This is a genomic window from Mesorhizobium sp. M1423, assembly GCF_040317575.1.
Taxonomy (GTDB): Bacteria; Pseudomonadota; Alphaproteobacteria; order Rhizobiales; family Rhizobiaceae; genus Mesorhizobium.
On the sequence record NZ_JAMYKU010000003.1, the window covers coordinates 38,299 to 61,881 of the forward strand.

Sequence of the window (23,583 nt, forward strand, 5' to 3'; positions counted from 1 at the left end):
GACCTGCGGCGGACAATAACCAGATCGATGGCACCGGTCGCCGAAATGGGGCCGGCGAAACCAGGGAGCGCCAGCTCTTTGGCGCTCTTCGTATCTATGTTGCTCGATGGAGGATGTAGCTATGAGAACCGCATTCGACTTTTCCCCGCTCTATCGGTCGAGCATCGGCTTCGACCGCGTCTTCAACCTGCTGGAAAATGCCCCGCAGGCTTTCGACGCGTGGCCGCCCTATGACATCGCGCGCAGCGGCGAGAACAACTACCGCGTCACCATCGCCGTCGCTGGCTTTTCCGAGGACGACCTCGAAATCACCCATGAACCCAACCTCCTGATTGTCTCCGGCCAGCACAAGGAGCCGGATAACGCGGAGTATCTGCATCATGGCCTCGCCGCACGGCCCTTTACCCGCCGTTTCGAGCTTGCTGATCACGTCAAGGTCGCGGGCGCCACGCTCGACAACGGCCTGCTCAGCATCGATCTGGTACGTGAGGTGCCCGAGGAGATGAAGCCTCGGCGCATCGCCATCGCGACCGATGTCGCCTCGCCGAAGACCGGGCCGAAGGTCGCGCAAGACGAAGCAAACAAGCAGGCTGCCTGAATGCACCAGTCGAGAAAGGAGACTATGCAATGGCTATTCGTGATCTCATTCCCTGGGGCCGGGAGAACAATCAGGCCCCCAGCCTGTTCCGCGACGGCGATCGCGATCCCTTCCTGACGCTGCATCGCGAGATGAACCGCTTGTTCGACGAGGCGTTCCGCGGCTTCGACACGCGGCTGCCGTCGCTCGGTGGCTTCTCCGCTGCCCGCGCCAGCTGGCCCAGTGTCGAAATCTCCGATGGCGAAAAGGAGATCCGCGTCACCGCCGAGATCCCCGGCATGGACGAGAAGGACATCGAGCTGCTGCTCGATGACGGCGTACTGACGCTGCGCGGCGAGAAGCGTGAAGAGACCGAGGACAAGGACAGGCAGTTCTCCGAACGCTTCTATGGCCGTTTCGAGCGGCGTATCCCGCTCGGCTACGAAGTCGACGAAGGCAATGTGAACGCCGCGTTCCGGAAAGGAGTGCTCAGCGTGACGCTGCCGAAGACGGAGCGCGCCCAGGCCAAGGCCAAGCGTATCGCCATCAACGACGGCAACGGCAAGTCCTGATGGCTCGCATCAGAACGACGACCCTCCCTTCTGCCCTGCCGGTTCCGGCGGGCAGAGGGGGCAACTGTCGATGACCCGTTCTCCCGACGCTCCGGTTCCGCCTGACCAGGCGCAGCAAGCCCTGCAGTGCCTGACGACCGAGCATTTCGTGCTGCAAAATGCTCGCGCCGCGACCATTCAGGAAGCGAACCAGCGAGCCGATCTGTTCCTGACCTCGGTCTCGAGCGCAACCATTGCCTTGTCCTTCGTCGCGCAGGTCACGGAGATGGGCAGGCCGTTCGTGCTGTTCAGCCTGATCTTGCTGCCTTGCCTTTTCTTCATCGGCCTGGTCACCTTCGTGCGCGCGGTGCAGGTTGCCATCGAGGACATGGTGCATGCCCGCGGCATGGCCAGGATCCGCCACTATTTCGTCGAGCTGACGCCCGTCCTGCAAAGATACCTTGTCAATTCCACCCATGACGATCCCTCGGCGGTGCTGGTCGACAAGGGCCTCAGGCCCTCACCGCTGCAATATTTCATGACCACCGCGGGGATGGTGGGCACGATCAATGGCGCCATCGCCGGCGTCTTCACCGGCATCGTTGTAAAGTCCGCGTTTGGCGGGGGCATGACGCTCGGCGTGATTTGCGGGCTGCTGGTCTTCGCCGCATGCATTCTCATCCTGCGGCGTTACCACAGTCGCGCCTGGGCGGCGGCCGAACAAAGCTTGCCCGCACTGTTCCCGGGCGACAATGTCAACAGCGAAAGCTAGCGCCGACACATCCGGATGTCGAAAAGTGGCAGGGCGACGCCCTTGCGTCTTGCGCGCCAATTGACCATCCTCGCCAACATTATTTGCACCGCGGCCGGGGGGTTCGCATATGCCGACGCTTTATGCGCTGAAACCGGCCTTTCAGGCCAGGTTGCGGCCGCTTGCCGACGGACTGGCCAGGGCCGGCGTCACCGCCAACCAGATCACGCTGCTGGCCGCTGCCCTCTCGCTCTTCACCGGCCTTGTGGTGGCAGCCCTTGCCGGCCACCGCATGGTCTTTCTGCTGATGCCGCTCGTGCTGTTTACGCGAATGGCGCTGAATGCCATCGACGGCATGCTGGCAAGGGAACATGGCCAGGCCTCGAAGCTCGGCATGTATCTCAACGAGCTCTGCGATGTTGTCTCCGATCTCGCTTTGATCCTGGCCTTTGCCGTCATTTTTCCTGCCTGGGGCGTCGTTGCATTCGCTATCGCGGCGGTGATTGCGGAATTCGCCGGCGTGCTCGGCATCGCGGCCGGAGCGGGGCGCAACTATGCCGGCCCCTTCGGCAAAAGCGATCGGGCGCTGGCGCTTGGCATCCTCGCGGTGCTTATCGCGTCCGGCCTGTGGGTCCCGGCGCTCACGCCGCTCGTGTTTCCGGCCATGGCTACACTCTCGCTGGTGACCGCCATCAACCGGATACGCGGCGGCCTTAACGGGAACGGCAGCTGAATTCCGGTCTCGCCAGGGAGAACAACATGCTTCACCAACAGACGGTTGCCGCCGTGGCTCCAGCCAACGTCGAGCGGGTGGCGCAGGAGCGCAGCTTCAAGAGCCATGACGGCACCGAGATCTTTTATCGCTATTGGCCGGCGCTGTCGGAACATCGCAAGGGTGCCATCCTGCTGTTCCATCGCGGCCACGAGCATGGCGGCCGCATGGCGCATCTGGTCGACGAGCTCCAGATGCCCGACCACGCCTTCTATGCCTGGGACGCGCGTGGCAATGGCCGCTCCGCCGGCGAGCGCGGCTATGCGCCGTCGTTTGCCGCGCTGGTGCGCGACATCGATTGCTTCGTGCGCGAGATCGGCAGTGACGGCTTTGCCCGGCGCGATATAGCGTTGATCGCGCAATCCTTCGGCGCCGTGCTTGCCGCCGCCTGGGTGCACGACTATGCGCCTGACATTCGCGCCCTGGTGCTGGCCTCGCCGGCCTTCTCGGTCAAGCTCTACGTGCCCTTCGCCAAGCAAGGCATTGCGTTGTGGCAGAAGCTGAAGGGCCGTTTCTTCGTCAATTCCTACGTCAAGGCGAAATTCCTGACGCATGATCCCGAGCGCATCGCCTCCTTCGACGCCGACCCACTGATCACCCGGCCGATCGCCTCCAACATCCTGGTCGAACTCTACGACCACGCAGCGCGCATCGTCGCCGATGCCCGCGCCATTACCGTGCCGACACAGCTTCTGATCTCCGGCAGCGACTGGGTGGTGCGGCATGGACCGCAGCACGAGTTTTTCGTCAATCTGGCGAGCCCGGCCAAGGAGCGGCATGTGCTGCCCGGCTTCTTCCACGACACTTTGGGCGAGCGCGACCGCCACAAGGCACTCGACCTGATCAGGCCTTTCCTCGAAAAGCAGTTCGCGGCGCCGGAAAAGCCGCTCGACCTGACCGGGGCCGACCGCGCCGGTTACACACGCGACGAGGCCGACCGGCTGGCCTCGCCGCTGCCGCTACTGTCACCCAAAGGTCTCTACTGGGCAATGAGCCGCGCCTCGATCCGCATGGGCGCATGGCTGTCGTCCGGCATGAAGACCGGGATTGCCACCGGCTTCGATTCCGGCTCGACGCTCGACTATGTCTACGAGAACGATGCGCGGGGCATCGGCCCCGGCGGCCGCATGATCGACCGCACCTTTCTCGATGCTATTGGCTGGCGCGGCATCCGCCAGCGCAAGCTGCATCTGGAAGAGCTGATCGGCAGTGCCGCTGAGACGCTGAAGGCCGCCGGCCGGCCGGTCCATATCGTCGATATCGCCGCCGGCCATGGCCGCTACGTGCTCGATGCTGTGCAGAAATGCGCCGAGCCGCCGGCCAGCGTGCGGCTGCAGGATTTCTCCGAGCTCAACATCTCGCTCGGCCGCAAGCTGATCGCCGAGCGCAAGCTGCCGGCGAGCGTCTCGTTCCATCAAGGTGACGCCTTCGACGCCACGATGCTGGCCGGCCTCGACCCGGCGCCGGATCTCGCCATCGTCTCGGGGCTCTACGAATTGTTTTCCGACAATGCCATGATCGCCCGCTCGCTCGGTGGACTGGCCGGCGCCATGCAGCCCGGAAGCCTGCTCGTCTACACCAACCAGCCCTGGCATCCGCAGCTCGAGATGATCGCGCGCAGCCTGACCTCGCATCGCGGCGGCCAGGCCTGGGTGATGCGCCGGCGCACGCAGGCCGAGATGGACCAGCTGGTGGCGGGCGCCGGATTCGAGAAGCTCGACCAGCGCATCGACCAGTGGGGCATCTTCACCGTTTCGATCGCCCGGCGCGTCTGAGTATGGACTTGCCTGCCTCTGCCTTGCCTCGCGATGCCCCTGCCCTTCCGGCCTTGCCGCGCGAGCCGTATCCCGGGATAGTCCTGCGCGCCGCGCTGTGGCTGGCATTTCTGGCGCCGTTCTTCTACTCCACCTACGGCTTCGCCAACTGGCTGGCGTCGCGGCGCGACGATGTCGGCAGCATCGTCTTCGGCTGGGAGCATGGCATCCCGTTCCTTGCCTGGACGATCGTGCCCTACTGGTCGATCAATCTATTCTACGGCCTGTCGCTGCTGTTGAACAATTCGAAGAACGCCGTCGACCGCCTCGCCGGCCGCTATCTGACGGCGCAGATCATCGCCGTCGCCTGCTTTATCCTGTTCCCGCTGACGGCGACCTTCGTGCGTCCGCAGACAAGCGGCCTGCCCGGTTTCATGTTCTCCGTGCTCGGCGGCTTCGACAAGCCCTTCAACCAGGCGCCGTCGCTTCACATCGCACTACTGGTCATCATCTGGGACCATTGGCGTCACAGGTTGACCGGCATCGCCGGCGCCGCCTGGCATGTCTGGTGTTTCCTGATCGGCGCCTCGGTGCTGACGACGTGGCAGCACCATTTCATCGACATTCCGACCGGCGCGCTGCTCGGCCTTTTCGCTCTGTGGCTGTTTCCGCGCGACGGCGAGCTGCCATTCGACGGCTTCCGCCTGAGCGTTGACCCGAAAGCGCGGCGGCTGGCGCTGTTCTATGCGCTCGGCGCAAGCCTTGCGCTGGCCAGTGCCGCTGCCGGCGCGTTGGTCTCGGCGCTGTGGCTCATCCTGTTGTGGCCGGCACTGGCGCTGGCCATCGTCGCTTTCGCCTATGCCGGCGCCGGCGCCAAAGTGTTCCAGAAAACAGCTGATGGCCGCGTGTCGCTGGCCAGCCGTCTCCTGCTTTGGCCCTACCGCCTTGTTGCCAGGGTCAATGTGTGGGCGTGGACGCGAAAGCTTCCAGCGCAGATCGTCATCGCCGACGGTGTTTGCCTCGGCCGTTTTCCGACCGCCGCCGAGGCCGACGCCTTCGGCACGGTGGTCGATCTTGCCGGCGAATTGGAAAGGCCGCGTGGCGCCTCGATCCGCTGGGTGAGCCTGCCCATGGTCGACCTTTTGCCGCCGTCTCGCGAGGCGCGTGCGCAAGCGGTGGCGGCGATCGAGACGGCGCGGGGCCAGGGCACGGTGCTGGTCTGCTGTGCGCTTGGCTTCCAGCGCAGCGCCGCCGTCGTCGCCGAATGGCTGGTCGCCAGCGGCCGGGCCGACACGCCGGCTCAGGCGCGAGGCAAGCTCGCCGCCGCGGGCCGGCCGGTGCATCTTGGCGTGGACGCACCGGCATGACCGCCTTTCGAGATAGGGCCGAGACGTTCGCCGCCGGGCTGATGGTGCAGGTGGCATGGCCGCTGCTGCTGGTTGCCGCTGCCTTGCTGGCGGCGCCGGTCGTCGGCCTGGCGGCAGTGCCGCAAACATCGTCGCTGTCGGCGGTAGCCTGGCTGATCGCCGCCGCAAGTGCCATAGCCACAATCATTCTCTCGGCCCTACTTTTGTTCGACGCGCTGCTGTTTCGGTTGATGGCCAGCCACGCCAGCGAGGCAGGCGGCGGCGCGGCGATCGACGACGTGCTGGCGCGCATGCGGCTGAAGTCCACGGCTGCCGGCGGCCGCTCGCTCGAGCAGCGGATGGCCGGCACGCGCCGCCTGCTCGCCAAGCAGCGTATCGCGTTCGGCCTGTTCGCGGCGGCCTCGGTCGTCGCGGCATTCTTTTGAGCCCGTCCATGACAAAGCTTCGCGTCAGCACCTATACCCTGCTGCAGACGGTGACCTCGGTCGGCCTGTCGGCGCTGGCCTGGGCGGTCACCGGCGTGCGGCCGATCTGGAACGGCAGCCAGCCATCGGACCGGCAGCGCATCTACTTCGCCAACCATGCCAGCCACGGCGATTTCATCCTGCTGTCGGCCTGCCTCAGCGAGAAGGAACGCGCCCGTACCCATGCGGTGGCGGCCGCCGATTATTGGGGCAAGACGCGGCTGCGCCGTTTCATAGCCGAGGACATGCTGTCTTCCGTGCTGATCCACCGGCAGTGGACGGATGAAACGCAGCACCCGATCTCGATCATGCTGTCGGTGCTCGACCAGGGCCATTCGCTGATCCTGTTTCCCGAAGGCACGCGCAACATGACCGACGAACCGCTCCTGCCGTTCCGCTCCGGCCTCTACAATCTGTCGATGGCGCGACCCGATGTCGAGCTCATCCCGTGCTGGATCGAGAACATGTCGCGGGTGCTGCCCAAGGGGCAATTCGTGCCGGTGCCGCTGCTCTGCCGCGTCGTCTTCGGCGCGCCGATCGCCATTCAACCTGGTGAGGAACGCCGCGCCTTTCTCGACCGCGCCCGCGAAACGCTGCTGGCGCTAAACCCCCGGCCGGAGCGAGACGATTGAGGACCAAGGCAAAATGCTGCCGATGATGCACGAAACCCTCATTCTGATTGTCGGCCTGCTGGCGGTGCTGATCAGCGCCAGCGTCGTCGCCGGCGCCTTGTCATGGCGCGCGCCAAAGCCGTTGTCGCCGACGCTGGTCAACCTCACCCAGCGCATCAATGCCTGGTGGGTGATGGTGGTAGCGATCACCGTTGCCTTCTTCTTCGGCCGCCCCGGCATGACCATCCTGTTCGCGCTGATTTCGTTCGCCGCGTTGCGCGAATTCGTGACGCTGACCCACAGCCGCCGCAGCGACCACTGGGTGCTGCTCGGCATGTTCGGCATCGTCATCCCGTTCCAGTACTGGCTGGTGTGGACCGCCTGGTATGGCCTGTTCACCATCTTCATCCCGGTCTACTGCTTCCTGCTGATGCCGGCGATCACCGCGCTGCACGGCGACACCGAGCGCTTTCTCGAGCGCGTCTCGGCGCAGCAATGGGCGGTCATGATTTCGGTCTACTGCGTCAGCCACGTGCCGGCGCTGCTGACGCTCGAGGTGCCTGGCTTCGAAGGCCGCAACCTGTTGCTGATCGCTTTCCTGATCATCACCGTGCAAGGCAGCGACGTGCTGCAATATATCTTCGGCAAGCTGTTCGGCCGGCATCTCCTGGCGCCGACGGTCTCGCCGTCGAAGACCTGGGAGGGGCTGGTCGGCGGGCTGGCGGCATCGAGCCTGCTCGGCGCGCTGCTGTCGTTTCTGACGCCGTTTTCGCCGCTGCAGGCAGCCGGCGTCGCCTTCATCGCCTGCCTGATGGGCTTCCTCGGCGGGCTGGTCGCCTCCGCCATCAAGCGCGATCAGGGCGTCAAGGACTGGGGCCACCTGATCGAAGGCCATGGCGGCATGATGGACCGTGCCGATAGCCTGGTCTTCGCCGCCCCGGTGTTCTTTCATACGGTGCGCTATTTCTGGACAGTATGAGGGTTGGCGCCGTTTGCCGCGGCACCGTCCGGACGGTTCAGCGCGACTTTGCGAAGATAACCTGATCCGTTTCGTTATTACCGTTTTCGCGAAAACGGTAATAACCCCACCTGCCGCCGTCGTTCGCCGCGCTTATTTTGCCGCGGCGAGCGGCTCTTTCTTGCGCGCCGGCGCCAGGCGGCGCATGCGGCGTTTGGCGGTGGTCTTCAGCGCCACCGGCGGATTGCTGGACAACGCACCGAGCACCGCACCGACCATTCCGTGTGCGACGAAATCAGCGTTGATCTCATTGGCCAATTTGGCGGCTGCCTCCTGGTTGTCACTGTCGGGTTCCGACCACAACACGATACCCACCCGCAACCTTGGTTTGGCGCGTTTCAGCCGACGGACCAGGAACCGGCCGTGCTTGACGGAATTCCGGTTCAAAAATCCGACGACGGCGGTATCGATAGCGTCGAGCTCAAGGCGGCGAATGCTCCCCGGTTCCATATCGGCGAAGCTCGCTCTCAACACCGTGGCGCCCTGGACTTCGAGCACCTGTGCCAGCATGGCGGCAGCCGCGTCGTCGAGTTCGCCGCGCCCTCCGGCGCACAGCACCGACATGCCCGTGCCATCCGGTAGTTCGGTGTCGTCCCCGCCCTGAACCTCGCCCTGAACCTGCTTGTCCTCGCGTGAGCCGTTGTCCTCGGCCGCGGCCGTATCGTCCGCTTCCGCCTCCTCGTGCGCGCTGTCGTCGAGGTTCGCCACCATCGTCAGCGCACTGCCGGCGACCTGCTGTCTTTGCTCATCGCTCAACACACCACGCACACGGTCCTGCTCGCCGAGCAGAAGTGCGGGAATCGCGACCTTGTCGTAGAACTCGACCAGATAGTTTTCCTCCAGCATCTCCTCGGCATGGTCTGTCGCTTCCTCGGGGTCGCCGGCCAGCAGCCGCTGGTAAAGCCGGGCGTGCGGTTCGAGCACGGGTTCGTTGCCGAACAGAACGTCGAGGAATTCGAACTGCGGCACATGGCGGCCGAGCACGACGAGGCAGACCGTCAGCGGCGTCGACAGAACCAGGCCCAATGGTCCCCAGAGCCAGGTCCAGAAGATCGCCGCAACGATGATGGCCAATGGCGACAGCCCGGTGCGCGAGCCGTAGAGCCAGGGTTCGATCACGTTGCCGGTGATCAGTTCCACGACCACGAAAAGCCCGGCGGTCCATAGCACGAGCGACCAGCCGGGCGCCACGGCCAGCGCCAGGAACAGAGGCAGCAGCGTCGCGATGACCGGGCCGATATAGGGAACGAAGCGCAGCGCCAGCGCCAGCAAACCCCACAGCAATGGATTGGGTATGCCCAGAACCCAAAGCCCGAACGTAATCGGTACTGCATAGACGATGTTCACGACCAATTGCATGAGCAGATATCGGCCGACCCGCTTGCCGGCATCCTGCAGCGCCTCGGTGGTTCGGTGCAGATCGCCGTAGCCGACGAGACGTATGAAACGATCGCGCAGGTCTTCCCGCTCGAGCAGCATGAATATGACGACCACGACGATCAGCCCGGCCGATGCCAGCGGGCTCAGCAGCGGGCCGATCAGATTCTGGAGAACCTCGAGCGGTCGTTCGCGCGCGACGATTTCGACCGGGATCGGCTCCCGCGGAGGCTGATCGGCGGCGGGTTGCGCGGGTTCCGGTCTGTCGAGTTCCTGGCCGACGCGTTCGATCACCCGGCTCAATCTGGAAACGATACCGCCGCCGACGCCGGTGTCCTTGAGAGACCGGACCTTGGTCAGGATATTCGCCTGGTAAAGCGGGATGTTCTGCGCCAGTTCACTAACCTGCGTGGCGACGATGAAGGAGAACAGCGCCAGCACCGTGAATGCGCCGAGCACGCTCGCGATCACGGCAGGAAGACGCGGAATGCCGGCGCGCTTGAGTGCCGACACCATCGGTACAAGCGCAAAGGTAAGCAGCAGGGCGATTGCGATCGGCAGAAAGACCTCGCGCCCGAAATAGAGCGCCGCGACGGCCGTCACGACCGACGCTACGCTGGGCAACGATGTGCGCGGAAGCGCCCTGGCAGCGGCAACAATACCCGCCCGCCGGGGCTCCGCTAGGTGCGCGCCGTTTCGACGATTTGCCGCCACTTTATACCTCCGCCCCGCCGTCGCCATGATCGGGCATATTGAGCCGGCGTGCAACTTCGCAGCGTCTCCCCCAACTGGACACCGATTGCCCTGGACCTTCATTGGCTTTGTCGGGCTTCAGATCGGCAGCGCGGCTATTCAGTCACGGTAGAATTTTTTGCATAAATGGCGTCAAGGGCAATCCTGTTCCATGTCTGCGCCAGAACGCGGAACTTTTGGGTCAAAACACCGTTCCTTCGTAGATCGCTGATGGACAACCTCAAAGCAGCAGCTCAGGAGGAATGATCATGAACATCAAGATGCTTTGCATGGGCGCGATGGCGCTTTCAATGATGACCGGCGCAGCGCTTGCCGCCGGTGCCACTGGCACTTCGGCGCTCGACGATCCGCAGAAAATGTCGCCGTTCTTTACCGATGCCGGCATGAAGACCATGAAGCCGGCAGCCGAATTCAAGACCGCATGGATGGCCATGTCCAAAGAGGACCAGGCGATGATGATGAAGGAATGCGGCGACGAGGCCATTGCCAAGGAGCATGACGATTTCTGCAAGATGACCAAGCAACTCGGCGGCGCCAACTAGGCACGTCGGTTCAGCACAATCGCAGTGGCGGGCAGAGATGCCCGCCATCTTCGTTTTGGGACCCTCGGTTCAGTCGGGCGCAAGCGTCAATCGCACTATTCGGCGTCAGCCGATCCTGACGACAAAGTGCTTGGTCACCGGCTCGATGATCTTCCACGTCCCCTTGAAATCGGCTTCCACCACGAAGGCATCGCCGGGGCCGACTTCGACAGGCGCGCCGCCATCCGGCGTGATGACGATACGGCCGGCTATCATGTGCACGAACTCATAGTCGCTGTAGGTCGCGTGATAGGTGCCCGGGCTCGCCTGCCAGGTTCCCGACATGACCTTGCCGTCCTCGGTAATGTGCTGGACGGCGGTCTTCATGGTCGGCTTGCCTTCGACCACGACCCACCCCGCGAGATCGCCGGTCTCGGCGTTCTCGACGGCGCCGAATTTGAGGATGGTCTTGTCTGTCATGGTCGGCTCCGTCTTGAATTGTGCCGGGATGGCTGCCGGTCAATAGCTGATGCACCTGACCCCGGCAACGCGGCTTGACCCGGCCGCTTGACCTCCCCGCCAACCGTGGGATAGGCCGGGGACTGGCCCAACCACCTCCGCACCGGAGCCCCGCGAAAGACCTGCCATGACGGACACGATCGTAAGAGACAGCAACGGCACGGCGCTGCACGAGGGCGACTCCGTGACCCTGATCAAGGATCTCAAGGTCAAAGGCACCTCGGAGACGATCAAGCGCGGCACGCTGGTGAAGAACATTCGCCTCACCGGCAATCCCGGCGAGATCGAATGCAGCACCAGGCAGGTAAAGGGCCTGGTGCTGAAGACCGAGTTTTTGAAAAAGGCGTGAGTGCCTCGGCACCCTTCGTTTCGCTTCAATATCAATCGCTCTCATGACTGAATCGCTCATGTGAGTGAATCGCCCACGCCAGAAGCTGGAGGAGCCGCGCCCTCCCCCTATGTTGCACTGCGTTAGATTTGTTGCATTGCAATATCGGCGCATCGGGTCGAGCCTCTGCGAGGTGGGCATTCCTTGCATGAGGTGATTGTGTCGGCATCATTTCGGCCTGACATCGAAGGGCTGCGCGCGCTGGCGGTGGCGGGTGTCATTGCCTTTCATTTTGGTCTCTCCGGTCTGCCCGGCGGCTTTGCCGGCGTCGACATCTTCTTCGTCATCTCCGGCTACCTGATTACAAAACACCTGGTTACGGAAATCACCGAAACCGGGCGGCTGAATCTCTGGCGCTTCTACGCCCGGCGCGCCCGGCGCCTGTTGCCGGCGGCACTGTTCGTCATCCTCGCCACGCTGTTCGCGGGTTATTTCATCCTGTCGCCAGAGGAACAGGCGCTCTATTCGAAAGGCGCCATGTTCGCCTCCGCCTACATGATCAACCTCTGGCTGATCCGCTGGTCGTTTGACTATTTCGCCGCCGACGCCACCAACAACCCTTTCATCCACTTCTGGTCGCTCTCGGTCGAGGAACAGTTCTACCTGGCATGGCCGGCGCTGCTTCTTGCCGCCGCATGGCTGCGCCCAGGCAAGCGCACCGCTATAATCGTCATCGGCGTCGCAGGCCTAGCCTCCTTCGCCGCCTGCGCCTGGCTGACCGAAGTGTCGCAGCCTTGGGCCTTTTACTTCTCGCCGCTCAGGGCCTGGGAATTCGCCGCCGGCGGCCTCGCCACCATGGCGCCAGCAAGGATCTGGCGCGACCGGCCGCTGCTGGCCACCCTCCAGGCATGCCTCGGGCTGGCGCTGATCGCGTGGGCCTATCTGATGCTGGACGAAGACTCGCCCTTTCCCGGGGTGAATGCGCTGGCGCCTGTCGCCGGCACCGTGCTGCTGCTGCTCAGCGGCAGCGGCCGCAACCTGCCAAGCGCCGTGCTGGCGCTGGCGCCCCTGCAATGGCTGGGCCGGCTTTCCTATTCGCTCTACCTCTGGCATTGGCCGGTCATCGTCTATGCGGCGATGATGGTTCCCAACCTGTCCACGCTTGACCGGCTTGCCTGCGCGGCGCTGACGCTGGTTCTGTCGATGTTCACCTATCATTTCATCGAGAACCCGATCCGCCGCAACGGCTGGCTGATGGCCGGAGCAGCGCGGGCGCTGGTGCCCGCCGTCGCCCTAACCGGCGCCGGCGTGGTCGCGGCCTACGGCAATGCGCGCTTTGCCGAGCACAATCTCAGCCCCGAACAGCACGTCATCGCCGACAGCGCCGCGCAGCTCTCCACCGTGCGCGCGAGCGACGGCGGCTGCGTGCTCGATTTCGAGACCGTCAAGCCGAAACCCTGCATGTTCGGCCGCAAGGACGCCCAGCGCTCGGTCGTGCTGTTCGGCGACTCGCATGCCGACCATTGGTCGACGCCGCTGATCAAGGCGGCCGAGAAGAACAACTTTCGCGTCGTCACCTTTCTCAAATCCTCCTGCCGGGCTTCGCGGGTGACGACCTGGAATTGGCGGCTGAAGCGCGACTACACCGAGTGCGACCAATGGCGCGAGCAGTCGGTCAAGGACATCATCGCGCTCCACCCGCAACTGGTGGTGATCTCGGAATTCTCGATCGGCAATGTGATCAAGGAATCGCCCGAGGAGTTGAAGCACGCCGATTGGCAAGAGCAGTGGCGGACGGGCCTGACCTGGACGCTTCAAGCGTTCAGCCAGGCCGGCATCAAGGTCGCGGTCATCAGGGACGTGCCCTATAACGCAAGCTACGCCGACAAATGCGTGGCGCGGGCGCTGTGGCGGGGACAGACGCCCGCGACATGCGATACGCCGAGGATCATGGCGGCAAATGACGACATCGCCACGATCGAGCGCGACATCGTGCGCTCGACACCCAACGCCAGCTATATCGACATGACCGACCGCTTCTGCGACCAGACCACCTGCCACGTCTTCATCGACGGCAAACTCGCCTTCCGCGACCGCCACCACCTGGCGACACCTTTTGCGGAGACGCTAGAACCGGCGGTGGAGCGGGCGCTGTTTTCGGATGTGATGGCAGCGGCTGTGAAGTAACGGCGCCGGCAGCCTTTCCCGCCGAAATCCTTCAGGCGGGCTTTGGTGCCACGTTGACCGACACGGCAACCATCCCTGGGTCAGCTAAGGATGAGACCCGCGAGGAAAACGGTAAGGATAAGCGACAGCGGAACTGCAAGAAGGCAGCACAGCTCGAAAGTATTGGCTCGCCAAGAAGTCATTGGTCGCTTTTCCATGTTGGCCTCCTCCCTCAACGGCCAGACCGGGACGGCAGTTCCGCTTAGATAGTGCTCATCCCCACCACTCATCATGCAATTGGCGCAACTCGTTCCGCTTCCTGGTCATCCATCGTGCACGCGCCAGATGTGTCGCCCACGCCCGGAAAGCCCTGTCTGGCTCCTGCTCCGGATCAATGTGCAGAACGATGCGGGCGACCTCGCGCCAATCGGTCCCTTCAGCCGACGCGTCGAGCAGCCGGATATAAGTAAGCATGCGATCTTCGTCATAACCGGTCGGCACTGAAGACGTCGGCGCTGCGTTCGCGATATGAGAGTTTGGCTGCTTTGGCATTGCGACCTACCAGCAATGGCGCACCGTAGCAGCCTATGAAGAAGCCGGCGCCCTTTGATCGGAGGATGCGGATCGAGATTCGCCTTGACGGTCGGCAAATGCGGGCCTCAGGCGGGAGTTCACCGCCCAGGAGGGCCACGCCTCATCACATCGCGATTGGGTCGATGCATTCCATGTATTTTAGTGGAACCTAATTTAGTTGGCGCAATTATGCATGCGTGAAAAAGCGTGAAATCCAGACTGTCACTGAAAGCTGGCTACCGCGAGATCAGTTGGCCGATGATCCAGTGATTGCCGTCGATTTGACCGAACGGATATTACAGGCGGCCGAAAACGACAGGATCGTCTGCGTCGTCGTGGCAACGGAGCAGCTGGAAACCGACAGCATCGCGAAAGCGGAACCTCAGGAGACCAGGATTGCCGCAAGTTTCGTCCGGGACTTTGAGGTGATGCTGCTTGTTCTTTATGCGGCCTACGCCCTCGCTGTGCTGGGCGCGACGGCTTTCGTTTTGCTGGAATTGGGCCATGTTCTGTAGGCAAACGTCGGCAACGCGGCGGGACTGGCGCCCGATTGTCGCTGCTTGACGAGAGGAGCGGTCACTCTGCGCCGGCGATCCCACCCTGGCGCAGCCAGCTGCATTTTCGCGCCAGCAGGCGCTAAACTTCGGGCTCGTTCATTCGTGACATCTTGCCAATCTATGGAACGAGGCTGCCCCTCACGGGTTTTTCTATTAGAGGGACGTTAAAGAAGGAGGTAGCTATGAAGAAGCTCCTGCTTGCCTCGGTGATCGCCATCGCCTCGGCGGCTTCCGTGATCGGCCCGGCGAATGCCGGCGGCAGTGTCACGATCGGCATCGGCAACGGCTATGACGACGATTATTATTATCGCCACCATCGGTATTCCGATTACGACGATGAGTACGTCCCCCGTTACCGCTATGACGTCTATGACGAGGACTACAGGCCACGCTACCGGTATCACCGGCGCTGCCACACGGAAGTCGTCAAGCACTGGCGTCATCACCACCGGGTTATCGAAAGAATCCGTGTCTGCCGTCGTTGACGGATCGATCCGGCCGGCAGTGCCGGCCGGATCGGTGGAGCTCCTCACCGCGGCTTGCGCATCAGCATCATGCCGTAGTGCACGGCCAAAATGTCGAGCCCGATCTTGAGTAGTTTCACCACCACGTCGCGCGGCTCGCCGGCCTGTTCGGCCAGGCTCTTCACCGTTGCGTCGGCACAGCAGACCTTTTGCACGATACCGGCGATCTCCCAATGGGCAAGCGCCCTGGTGGCCTCGGCATGGTCGCGGCCGGCGGACAGGATGTGGTCGGCGACACCGCTGCCGGTGCGGCCGCCGTCGACGCGCTCGGCCCAGGCCATCGGCTTGGCGCTTGCCTCCGACGAGTTGCGGAAATCCTGGCGGTAGCGCATGCCTGCATCGCGCTGCTGGCGCGACAACGAGGTGAGGCCGGTCAGCGGGTCGACATTGCGCACCCGCACGATGCCGCCGGTCGCGGTGTGGCCGTCATTGGAGACCTCATAGAGGCGCGCCGCCTCCTGCGTCCCCTTGGCCAGCCGCTTGCGGCCGAACCGGTCGTCCTGCAGCGCGAAATCATGGCCGATCTCCTTGCGGATGCGCACCTGCTCGGCCTCGCCCTTCGGCAATCGCGGCAGCCTGGCTTTGGTCTTTTGGACGGTTTTGTTGCTCATCGGCTCTGTCCTCCTGGTTTTCTGTCGTCGGGCTCTGGCGAATTTCCGTCATCCAGCGGGGCTCAAATCGCTTTGGCCGGCAGCGTGCGCAGGAAGCGCGCCGCATGATAGGCGCAGTAGCTTTTCGAAGGCCTTGTGCGCAGCCCGCAGCACAGCATGTCCAAACCGGGGCGGCTGCCGGGGGCGTCGTTTCCCGCATCCTCCTGCAGCGTCGTGTCGAGCGGCGCGCGGCAGCGGTCGAACAGGCAATCGATGAAGCGCATGGCGACGAAGTGTGGCTGGCGGCCGCCGGCGGCGATCGGGCGCGGCGCCGGCATTTCGAGCGGCTCGCCATCGGACCCCGTGATCCGAACCGGACCCGGCTGCCAGGCCGGCGGCGCCAGCCTGGCCGACAGCCTTGCCGGGCGGCAGTGGTGCTCGGCCGGTACTGCCCCTGCCTGGCCGGCGGGGTTCGACGGCTCTGGCGCCGATTTTCCATGCCGGCCGCCCGACCGTCCGCTACACCAGCCCTTGGATCTGGCAAGGCCGATGGCGTGCAGACGGGCGGTGCGGTGGACGATGCCGATGATCGCCGCGCGCGAGGCCGGGCGGCCGCGCTGCGCACTCAGCCGGGCGGCGATCTTCGCGGCCGACAGCCCACTCATCAGCCAGTTCTCGATTTGTTCCAATTCGGAGGGGGAATAGCGGGCGGCCATGACGTTTTATTCCCTGCAAAGGTGGTTGTGTGGCGCCGGCTTCGCCGGCCTCAGGCTCGAAAGCCGGTCAGCCCTCGCGTGGCCTGCTGCGATCGAGCTTCATCCCGGCCGCCTGCCTTGTTGCGCCGGAGACTGCCTTGCCCGCCCGCTTGTCGAAGGCGATGACCGTGCCGTCTTCGGTGCGGATGCAGGAAACTGCGGCATCCGCATTGCCCGCCGGCAGGCAATTCGTGGCCGGAGCCGTGAGGGGAACGGCTCCGGCCGTTCCGGCCGCTTGCGCTGCCGGATCCGAGGCGCGAGCCTCGGGCATCGTCCCGGCCGGGGAGGAGGACAGCCAGGACGAAGGCGAAAAGGTTGGCACATGACTGCCGCGGCCGCCTCCTTGGCGCTGAAGGGCGGATTCGAGGACCGAAAGCTGGCGGAGCGACTTGTGCATGGCCGTATAAGAGCATAACTCAATCCGTAATGCAAGTGATTCTTGCATAGACGAAACCGAATCTTGTGCCTCAGATGGAGCCATGGTGAAAACTGCACTGTCGATCAAGGTCGGGGCGGCGATCCGCCGGGCGCGCAAGCAGCGCGGCCTGGTGATGCGCCACATTGCCGAGCACAACGACACCGACGTCGCTGCCGTCGGCAATTGGGAAACCGGGCGCAACCTGCCCAAGACCGAGAACCTTTTGAAGACCGCCGCGTTCCTGCGCGTCGACCCGGTGGCGCTCGGCAAGGGCGAGGTCGTCTTCCTCGAAGATGCCGGGCCGGTTGCCGATGCCGAGATCGTCACCGATCCCGGCCCCCTGCCCGCCGGGCCGATGGACATCCAGCTTCTCGGCACCGCCGTCGGCGGCGACGATGGCGACTTCACCTTCAACGGCCAGCCGGCCGGCTATGTCCAGCGGCCGCCGGGGATCCGGCATCTGCGCAACGTGTTTGCGCTGCACGTGCTGAGCGATTCGATGGTGCCGCGCTACGAGCCCGGCGAGATGATCTATTGCGGCGGCCGCGAGGCCGTGCCCGGCGACCATGTGGTGATCGAGACGCTGCCCGAGGAGAACGAGCAAAACGGCAAGGCCTTCATCAAGAAGCTGGTCAAGCGCACCGCCGCCGAGCTGATCGTCGAGCAATACAATCCGCCGAAGACGCTGACCTTCAACCGCTACGCGATCAAGAACGTCTTCCGCGTCATCCCGCTCAAGGAACTGCTGGGGTATTGAGGCTTGTTGCCTTGTCCCCTTGTGGGAGAAGGTGGATCGGCGCACAGCGCCGAGCCGGATGAGGGGTGCTGGAAGGAACGCGGCGGAGGAAATGTAGACGCGATTTTAAGCACTTACGCCATCAAGGTAGCGATCCGTCCAACACCCCTCATCCGACCGAGCTTCGCTCGGCCACCTTCTCCCACAAGGGGAGAAGGGAAGAGCAGCACGCCCTCCCCCCTCAAGCCCGCCTCGATTGCTCCAACTCTCGACCATTGAGCAGGCGCGCCTCGGCGCGGGCCCGCTGCCGGTCGTCGATGAAGGCGGCCTGGATCGAAACGGCGGCGCCCGGCAGTCCGTCGGCCCGGCAGGCCTTGCAGATCAGGCGCCCCGAAAGTGCTGATAGCGGTGTCTCCGGCATCACCCCATGCCGCTTGAGCTCGGCCGGCTTCCACCACCTGTTGCGGCCGCAATCGATGCACTCGACGGCAATCGAGACGACATCGGCGATCGTCGCTTCCTTGCCCGCTAATGCCATGGCCATCCCCATCGTTGTTCCTGCTTTGTTCACATCATTATCGGTTTTCGAGGCGGAGTCGAGTCGGTTCCGCTTACACCAACGTGAAAGTTTCACTTGTTGACTTATTTGAGTTATGCTTATATTCTATACAAGCTGGAATCGGCGCAGCCGCGGCCGCTCCGTCCACCGAATGCAAGGGAGTGACGATGGACCTCGCCCGGTTCGCCCAGGCCTGCGGTTATGCCGGCGACAGCCCGGCCATGCTTGCCGCCTTCGCGGCCATCCGCCAGGACGGCATCCGCACGGCGCGCCAGGGCCATCGCCAGCGCAAGGCGGCGATCGACCGGATGAAGCCGAGCCGCGCTTTGTTCCTGGCGGCGATCCGCCCGGCGCAGTCGGCCGAGGAGGCGATCGAGGACGCCGCCCGCTTCCTGTCGATGTTCCGCAACATGCCGCACTGGCGACAGGAAAGGCGCAGCGCCGACCTCGCCCGCGCCAGGCAACAGCGCCTCTTCGCCCGCTTCTTCCGCCGCTACGGCCACCGCCTCTGGGCGTTGGAGGCCGCCTGAAGACGCGCGCCCCCCTTGCAGTCAAAACGGATATTGCGATCGCCAACACTGCGCCGTATGTCTCCGCGCGATGAGCGAGATCGAATTCCGTCGTGCCCAGGCGCCCGACCTGCCGGCGATCGTTGCAATGCTTGCCGACGATGCGCTCGGCGCAGACCGGGAAGACCCGTCCACGCCGCTCGCGCCATCCTATCTCGATGCCTTCAGCGCGATCGATGCCGATCCCAACCAGTTGCTGGCCGTGGCCGTCGAGGCCGGGCAATTGGTCGGAACGCTGCAGCTCAGCTTCCTTCCAGGCATTTCGAGGAAAGGCGCCTGGCGCGGCCAGATCGAAGGCGTTCGCGTCGCCCGGCAATGGCGCTCTCGCGGCGTCGGCAAGCTGATGGTCGAATGGGCGATTGAAGCGTGCCGTTCGCGCGGCTGCAGCCTCATTCAGTTCACCACGGACAACGGTCGAGGGGAAGCGCACACCTTCTACGAGCGCCTCGGTTTCACCGCCAGCCATCTCGGCTACAAGATGGCGCTGTAGGTCGCTGCAGCAGGCGCCGTCGGCGAAGCTGCCGATCTCCCCCCTTGCGGGGGAGATGCCCGGCAGGGCAGAGGGGGGTGCTGTCCCTCCGACCTGTCAACCAATCGGAGCCAAACCCTCAGGCTGATTCGAGTTCGCAACAACTGAAGTCGAAGTTGGCGATCCGTCCCACCCCCCTCTGTCCTGCCGGACATCTCCCCCGCAAGGGGGGAGATTGGATGTTGCTTCGACTTTCGCCAACCACCAACGCTGGAACGCAGGCAGACAGAGGGCGCCAAACTGAAACAATTGCCCTTCACCTGCCCTCCGCGCCGCTTGACAATCCGCCCACAATGTTCTCTTTATGTTCTCATTAAAACTCTAGACAAGGCGGCGTTCGAACCGCCGCGGGCGAACGGGCCGGATGGAAGCCAACATCCTCCACGCGGATCTGGATGCCTTCTATGCCTCGGTCGAACAACTGCTCGACCCGGCCTTGCGCGGCAAGCCGATTGCCGTCGGCGGCGGGGTAGTGCTCGCCGCATCCTATGAAGCCAAGGCGTTCGGCGTGCGCGGCGGCATGCCGGGACGGCGGGCGCGGGAACTCTGCCCGCAACTCATTTTCGTCGGCGGTCATTTCAAGGACTATCAGCGGCTGGGCGATGCGGCGATCAAGGTGCTCGGCGATTTCACGCCGGTGGTCGAGCGGATTTCCATCGACGAGGCCTTTGCCGACGTCGCCGGCTGCACCCACCTGTTCGGCTCGCCGGCCGAGATCGCCGGCAAGATCCGCCACCGCGTGTGGGCCGAGCTCGGCCTGCCGATCTCGGTCGGCGTAGCCCGCACCAAGCATCTGGCCAAGATCGCCTCACAGGTCGCAAAACCCGACGGGCTGGTGGTGGTCGATCCGCGCCACGAGCTGGAGTTCCTGCACCACCTGCCGGTCGAGCTGATGTGGGGTGTCGGCCCGGTCACCAGGGAGCGGCTGGCCGGCATCGGCGTCAACACCATCGGCGAGCTGGCGAAGACCAACAATGGCGCGCTGGAGCGCCTGCTCGGGCCGGCGGCGGGAGAGAAACTCAACGCGCTGGCGTGGAACCGCGATCCGCGCAAGCTGGAGACGCAGCGCCGGGCGCGCTCGGCCGGCGCGCAATCGGCGCTCGGCCGAAAACCGGCCGAGGAGCAGGTCTTCGTGCCTGCGCTGCTGCATCTGGCCGATAGGGTCGCCACAAGATTGCGGGCGAAATCCCGGCCCGGCCGCACGGTGACGGTTCGTGTCCGCTTTGCCGACCTGCGCTCGGTGACGCGCTCGATCACGCTCGACCAGCCGATTTCGGCAACCGCCATGCTGGCCGAGATCGCCGAGGCGCTGGTGCGCAAGGTGCTCATCGACCATCCGCACGAAAAAACCATCTCGCTGCTGGCGATCGCCGTCTCGCATCTGGAGCAGCATGCCGGCCTGCAACTGGAACTGCCGCTTGGGCTCGACGACGACCGCCGCCGCCCCGGCACCAGGAGGGGCGCGGCGCGCTGGACCGCAGATCGCGCCGTCGACAAGATCCGCGATCGTTTCGGCTGGGAGGCGGTCGGCTACGCCTCGGTCGCGCTCGGACTGTCGCGGTCCGTTCCCGACGCGTTTCGCGAGCTCGCCGAAAAGGAGCTGTGAGCTGCGCGGCCGGGGCGAAAAAAGATTATCCGACAGGAGCCAGGGGCGATACTGCCGGCCCGTTCAAGGCCGTGCCATCGACGGCAAAATGCGAGCCGTGGCAGGGGCAGCCCCAGCAGCGTTCCAGCGAGTTCCAATGAACGTGGCAGCCGACATGGGTACATGCGGCCGAGCGTTTGTAGAGCGTGCCGTCCTCGTCGCGAAAAGCCGCGACTTTGGTAAGACCTTCGCGCACGATAGCGCCCTGCCCCGGCCGCAGCTTGTCGGCGGAATCGATTTCACCAGGCGCGACATACTCGGCAAAACTCCTGATCGCTGTCGCATTCTCCGCTAGATAATCGCCGATCGCCCGTACCGTCTTGCGGGAGGGTTCGTAAAGTTCCCGCCAGGGGCTTTCCCGCTTCAGGATCAGGTCCGAAATCAACAGGCCGGCCACGACCCCATGGGTGATGCCCTGGCCGGAATCGCCGGTAGCAACGAAGACTCGCCGATCACCGGGATTACGACCGATGAATCCGGCATAATCGACCGTCTCCATCACCTGCCCGGACCATCGATTGGCTTCCGCGCCGATATCGGGCACCAATTTTTTGATCCAGGCCGCCAGGGCCGTGAAGCGGTGGTCGGCGTCGTCGGCCTGCCCTGTTTTATGGTCTTCACCACCGACGATCAGAAAGTCGGTCTTGCCTTCGCCAGGCTGCAGACGGACGTAGTGATAGGGGTCTAGCGTGTCCCAATAGAGTGCATCCGGCAAAACGTCGCGCGCGATCTCGAACGACATCGCGTAGGTCCGGTAGGGCGCTTGCTTGGTATGGAGCGCGACCCGATCGTTGATCGGCGAGTTGGTGGCGACAACGGCCGATTTAGCAGACACGGCAAAGCCCGAGACCGTGCTTACGCGCACGCCGCTGTCGGTCTCCTCAACCTTGTCGACGATGGTCTCCGCATAAAGCGCGCCGCCGTGCGCGCGGATGCCGGTAGCCAGCCCGCGGAGGTATTTGAGCGGGTGGAATGTCGCCTGATTGGCGTAGCGAAGGATCGGTGCATCCGAAAAGCCTGCAAACGGCACGCCCACGGTTTTCTCGACGTCGACACCGATTTTCAGAGCGGCGTCCAGTTCGCGCTCGATGACGGATTCCTTTCTGCCTGACGCCGGAAACAGAAAGCCTTCGAGGCGGCGGAAATCACACGCGATACCCTCCGCCTCCAGGATCGATTGGATACGGTCAATAGCGGCCGACTGGCTTTGATAGTAAATCCGCGCCAGTTCCTCGCCGCGCAATTTGATCAGTTCCGAAAAGTAGTCGTCGCAGATCGATGACAGGTGCGCGGTGGTGCGGGCCGTCATGCCGCTTCCGATCCGGCCGCGATCGAGCACCGCCACCTTTTGCCCGGCGATGGCCAGTTCGTAGGCGACCGACAGTCCGACAATGCCAGATCCGACGACCACGACATCGACCTGTTCACTCCGCTCGAGCGGAACCGCATCAGACGCTACTTCGGTTCTCGCCCAAACGGATACAGTCCTTTCGTCGCCGACATTCATGGCGGAGCCCTTCATACTCGACATTCGGATAAACGGACGCCAGGATTCAAAGTTCCTCGACGCCTGAATGCCTGCGTAAGCTTGACGTCACCGCCGGTCCGCCCCGACGCGTTGTGAGCCGGCCTGGCTGGGGCGGTGCACTTGGCGCCAGGAGCGATCGTTTCCTGCAAATGCGACATTCGAGGCGGCCCTGGTCGTCAGACCAAAAGCGTTGCGCTGCCCCAGGCGATCAGGGCGATGCCGGCCGCCCGGCCAACCCACTGGCCGACAGGAAACACCTTTTCAACCAGCACCAGAATAGCGAGCCCGGCAACCCACACCAGATTCATTATGCCACCCACGAACAACAACGCCATCAGCATCCAGCAGCATCCGACACAAAACGCCCCGTGCAGTGCGCCCAAACGCAGCGCGCCAAGCGCGTGGGGACGCCAGTGTCGGGAAAGGAATGCTGTTGGTGCCCTGCAATGCGACAGGCAGGCGTTCTTGAGCGGCGAGAGCTGATACAGGCCCGCGGCGATCAGGACGATGCCCGAAAGCCAGCGGCTCTGCGAACTCATCGTCGCCGCGGTAACGACCGCCTCGCGTTCGAGCAGCCAATGCAACGCAGCTGCCGCGACGGAGAACCCCAGCCAGACCAGGAGGTAGCCTGCCATAAATACGCCGGTGGGCGCGAGCTTGTCCTGGATCTGCCCTTGTGCGAGCGCATGGCGATGCACGCGCGCATAGAGCAGGACAGTCGGCGCCGCACTCGGGGACATCATCGCAACCATCATGACCCACCACATCGCAATCATCAGCGCCCAGATCGCGGCCCCCCAAACCCGCGGTTCGGTCGCCATGGCCATCGCGCTCATGTCCATCCCGCTCATGTCCATGCCAGACATATCCATGCCAGACATATCGGAGGTCATGTCGGCGGTTTGCTGGTGGGGGAATAGCGCGACCCTCGTCATCTCCCACGCATTCATGCCGAGCCCTGCACCGGCGACGATATAAAGCCAGCCCAGCAGGCACAGCGCCGCCACGCCCGCAATCGTGATGACGCGGTCGCGTCTGAGCAGCCGTTCCAGTGGCGACCCACCGTCCATG

General features: G+C 64.1%; 27 protein-coding genes. 18 read left to right on the top strand and 9 right to left on the bottom strand.

The window, feature by feature from the left end; genetic code table 11:
• The first annotated feature begins 121 nt into the window (after positions 1 to 121).
• From NKG95_RS04975 to NKG95_RS05015, 9 genes are all read left to right on the top strand, one after another.
• Positions 122 to 598, top strand: a complete 477-nt coding sequence (locus NKG95_RS04975; protein ID WP_023718098.1) for an Hsp20 family protein — start codon at positions 122 to 124, stop codon at positions 596 to 598.
• A gap of 29 nt (positions 599 to 627) precedes the next feature.
• A complete protein-coding gene (locus NKG95_RS04980; protein ID WP_353040100.1) occupies positions 628 to 1,149 on the top strand; it encodes an Hsp20/alpha crystallin family protein in 522 nt (173 codons plus the stop codon).
• Positions 1,150 to 1,219: 70 nt separating this feature from the next.
• The gene (locus NKG95_RS04985; protein ID WP_036244507.1) at positions 1,220 to 1,900 is read left to right on the top strand and encodes a hypothetical protein; all 681 of its coding nucleotides are present in this window, start codon (positions 1,220 to 1,222) and stop codon (positions 1,898 to 1,900) included.
• Between the two features lie 109 nt (positions 1,901 to 2,009).
• Entirely contained in the window at positions 2,010 to 2,612 is a 603-nt protein-coding gene (locus tag NKG95_RS04990) for a CDP-alcohol phosphatidyltransferase family protein (RefSeq protein ID WP_023718096.1), read from the top strand.
• A 26-nt stretch (positions 2,613 to 2,638) separates the two neighbouring features.
• The gene (locus tag NKG95_RS04995) at positions 2,639 to 4,426 is read left to right on the top strand and encodes a bifunctional alpha/beta hydrolase/class I SAM-dependent methyltransferase (RefSeq protein WP_353040101.1); all 1,788 of its coding nucleotides are present in this window, start codon (positions 2,639 to 2,641) and stop codon (positions 4,424 to 4,426) included.
• 2 nt (positions 4,427 to 4,428) lie between these two features.
• Positions 4,429 to 5,772 (top strand): phosphatase PAP2/dual specificity phosphatase family protein, encoded by a 1,344-nt coding sequence (locus NKG95_RS05000; protein WP_353040102.1) that lies wholly within the window; start codon positions 4,429 to 4,431, stop codon positions 5,770 to 5,772.
• On the top strand, positions 5,769 to 6,197 hold the full coding sequence (locus NKG95_RS05005) for a hypothetical protein (RefSeq protein ID WP_353040103.1): 429 nt from the start codon (positions 5,769 to 5,771) through the stop codon (positions 6,195 to 6,197). Before NKG95_RS05000 ends, NKG95_RS05005 begins: the two co-directional genes overlap by 4 nt.
• 8 nt (positions 6,198 to 6,205) lie before the next feature.
• The gene (locus tag NKG95_RS05010) at positions 6,206 to 6,868 is read left to right on the top strand and encodes a lysophospholipid acyltransferase family protein (RefSeq protein ID WP_254819667.1); all 663 of its coding nucleotides are present in this window, start codon (positions 6,206 to 6,208) and stop codon (positions 6,866 to 6,868) included.
• 22 nt (positions 6,869 to 6,890) lie between these two features.
• Positions 6,891 to 7,826: a phosphatidate cytidylyltransferase gene (locus tag NKG95_RS05015; protein WP_353040233.1), complete on the top strand. Its 936-nt coding sequence runs from the start codon at positions 6,891 to 6,893 to the stop codon at positions 7,824 to 7,826.
• A gap of 132 nt (positions 7,827 to 7,958) precedes the next feature.
• Here the strand turns inward: NKG95_RS05015 and NKG95_RS05020 are convergent, their stop codons facing one another.
• A complete protein-coding gene (locus tag NKG95_RS05020) occupies positions 7,959 to 9,956 on the bottom strand; it encodes an AI-2E family transporter (RefSeq protein WP_353040104.1) in 1,998 nt (665 codons plus the stop codon).
• A 287-nt stretch (positions 9,957 to 10,243) separates the two neighbouring features.
• On the opposite strand from NKG95_RS05020, the gene NKG95_RS05025 reads away from it, so the two are divergent.
• A complete protein-coding gene (locus NKG95_RS05025; RefSeq protein ID WP_352481646.1) occupies positions 10,244 to 10,537 on the top strand; it encodes a hypothetical protein in 294 nt (97 codons plus the stop codon).
• Positions 10,538 to 10,642: 105 nt separating this feature from the next.
• On the opposite strand, the gene NKG95_RS05030 is transcribed toward NKG95_RS05025, so the two are convergent.
• Positions 10,643 to 10,996 (bottom strand): cupin domain-containing protein, encoded by a 354-nt coding sequence (locus tag NKG95_RS05030; protein WP_353009453.1) that lies wholly within the window; start codon positions 10,994 to 10,996, stop codon positions 10,643 to 10,645.
• Positions 10,997 to 11,162: 166 nt separating this feature from the next.
• Between NKG95_RS05030 and NKG95_RS05035 the strand changes: the two genes are divergently transcribed.
• Together NKG95_RS05035 and NKG95_RS05040 are read left to right on the top strand one after the other, a co-directional pair.
• On the top strand, positions 11,163 to 11,384 hold the full coding sequence (locus NKG95_RS05035; protein WP_352640940.1) for an alkylphosphonate utilization protein: 222 nt from the start codon (positions 11,163 to 11,165) through the stop codon (positions 11,382 to 11,384).
• A 198-nt stretch (positions 11,385 to 11,582) separates the two neighbouring features.
• Positions 11,583 to 13,550, top strand: coding sequence for an acyltransferase family protein (locus NKG95_RS05040; protein ID WP_352481648.1), 1,968 nt, complete (start codon positions 11,583 to 11,585; stop codon positions 13,548 to 13,550).
• Between the two features lie 252 nt (positions 13,551 to 13,802).
• Here NKG95_RS05040 and NKG95_RS05045 read toward each other — a convergent pair whose 3' ends face one another.
• Positions 13,803 to 14,081, bottom strand: a complete 279-nt coding sequence (locus NKG95_RS05045; protein ID WP_352457314.1) for a hypothetical protein — start codon at positions 14,079 to 14,081, stop codon at positions 13,803 to 13,805.
• A 218-nt stretch (positions 14,082 to 14,299) separates the two neighbouring features.
• Between NKG95_RS05045 and NKG95_RS05050 the strand changes: the two genes are divergently transcribed.
• Together NKG95_RS05050 and NKG95_RS05055 are read left to right on the top strand one after the other, a co-directional pair.
• On the top strand, positions 14,300 to 14,617 hold the full coding sequence (locus tag NKG95_RS05050) for a hypothetical protein (RefSeq protein ID WP_353022473.1): 318 nt from the start codon (positions 14,300 to 14,302) through the stop codon (positions 14,615 to 14,617).
• A gap of 224 nt (positions 14,618 to 14,841) precedes the next feature.
• A complete protein-coding gene (locus NKG95_RS05055; RefSeq protein ID WP_352457316.1) occupies positions 14,842 to 15,144 on the top strand; it encodes a hypothetical protein in 303 nt (100 codons plus the stop codon).
• A gap of 44 nt (positions 15,145 to 15,188) precedes the next feature.
• Here NKG95_RS05055 and NKG95_RS05060 read toward each other — a convergent pair whose 3' ends face one another.
• The 3 genes from NKG95_RS05060 to NKG95_RS05070 all read right to left on the bottom strand — a co-directional run bounded on the left by NKG95_RS05060 (position 15,189) and on the right by NKG95_RS05070 (position 16,799).
• The gene (locus NKG95_RS05060; protein ID WP_353022471.1) at positions 15,189 to 15,794 is read right to left on the bottom strand and encodes a DUF6456 domain-containing protein; all 606 of its coding nucleotides are present in this window, start codon (positions 15,792 to 15,794) and stop codon (positions 15,189 to 15,191) included.
• 62 nt (positions 15,795 to 15,856) lie between these two features.
• Positions 15,857 to 16,489, bottom strand: a complete 633-nt coding sequence (locus NKG95_RS05065; protein WP_353022469.1) for a GcrA cell cycle regulator — start codon at positions 16,487 to 16,489, stop codon at positions 15,857 to 15,859.
• Between the two features lie 67 nt (positions 16,490 to 16,556).
• Positions 16,557 to 16,799: a hypothetical protein gene (locus NKG95_RS05070; RefSeq protein ID WP_353022467.1), complete on the bottom strand. Its 243-nt coding sequence runs from the start codon at positions 16,797 to 16,799 to the stop codon at positions 16,557 to 16,559.
• 208 nt (positions 16,800 to 17,007) lie between these two features.
• On the opposite strand from NKG95_RS05070, the gene NKG95_RS05075 reads away from it, so the two are divergent.
• Positions 17,008 to 17,703 carry an XRE family transcriptional regulator gene (locus tag NKG95_RS05075; protein WP_023722940.1) on the top strand — a complete coding sequence of 232 codons (696 nt, stop codon included), beginning with the start codon at positions 17,008 to 17,010 and terminating at the stop codon, positions 17,701 to 17,703.
• Between the two features lie 220 nt (positions 17,704 to 17,923).
• Here the strand turns inward: NKG95_RS05075 and NKG95_RS05080 are convergent, their stop codons facing one another.
• Positions 17,924 to 18,220, bottom strand: a complete 297-nt coding sequence (locus NKG95_RS05080) for a hypothetical protein (protein WP_353022463.1) — start codon at positions 18,218 to 18,220, stop codon at positions 17,924 to 17,926.
• Positions 18,221 to 18,408: 188 nt separating this feature from the next.
• On the opposite strand from NKG95_RS05080, the gene NKG95_RS05085 reads away from it, so the two are divergent.
• The 3 genes from NKG95_RS05085 to dinB all read left to right on the top strand — a co-directional run bounded on the left by NKG95_RS05085 (position 18,409) and on the right by dinB (position 20,945).
• The gene (locus NKG95_RS05085) at positions 18,409 to 18,771 is read left to right on the top strand and encodes a hypothetical protein (protein WP_353040105.1); all 363 of its coding nucleotides are present in this window, start codon (positions 18,409 to 18,411) and stop codon (positions 18,769 to 18,771) included.
• A gap of 70 nt (positions 18,772 to 18,841) precedes the next feature.
• Positions 18,842 to 19,300 carry a GNAT family N-acetyltransferase gene (locus NKG95_RS05090; RefSeq protein ID WP_353040106.1) on the top strand — a complete coding sequence of 153 codons (459 nt, stop codon included), beginning with the start codon at positions 18,842 to 18,844 and terminating at the stop codon, positions 19,298 to 19,300.
• Positions 19,301 to 19,703: 403 nt separating this feature from the next.
• Positions 19,704 to 20,945: a DNA polymerase IV gene (gene dinB / locus NKG95_RS05095; protein ID WP_352844605.1), complete on the top strand. Its 1,242-nt coding sequence runs from the start codon at positions 19,704 to 19,706 to the stop codon at positions 20,943 to 20,945.
• 25 nt (positions 20,946 to 20,970) lie between these two features.
• Here dinB and NKG95_RS05100 read toward each other — a convergent pair whose 3' ends face one another.
• Positions 20,971 to 22,491, bottom strand: coding sequence for an FAD-dependent oxidoreductase (locus tag NKG95_RS05100; RefSeq protein WP_353040107.1), 1,521 nt, complete (start codon positions 22,489 to 22,491; stop codon positions 20,971 to 20,973).
• 197 nt (positions 22,492 to 22,688) lie between these two features.
• Positions 22,689 to 23,582, bottom strand: coding sequence for a DUF2182 domain-containing protein (locus NKG95_RS05105; RefSeq protein ID WP_353040108.1), 894 nt, complete (start codon positions 23,580 to 23,582; stop codon positions 22,689 to 22,691).
• Position 23,583 lies beyond the last annotated feature (1 nt).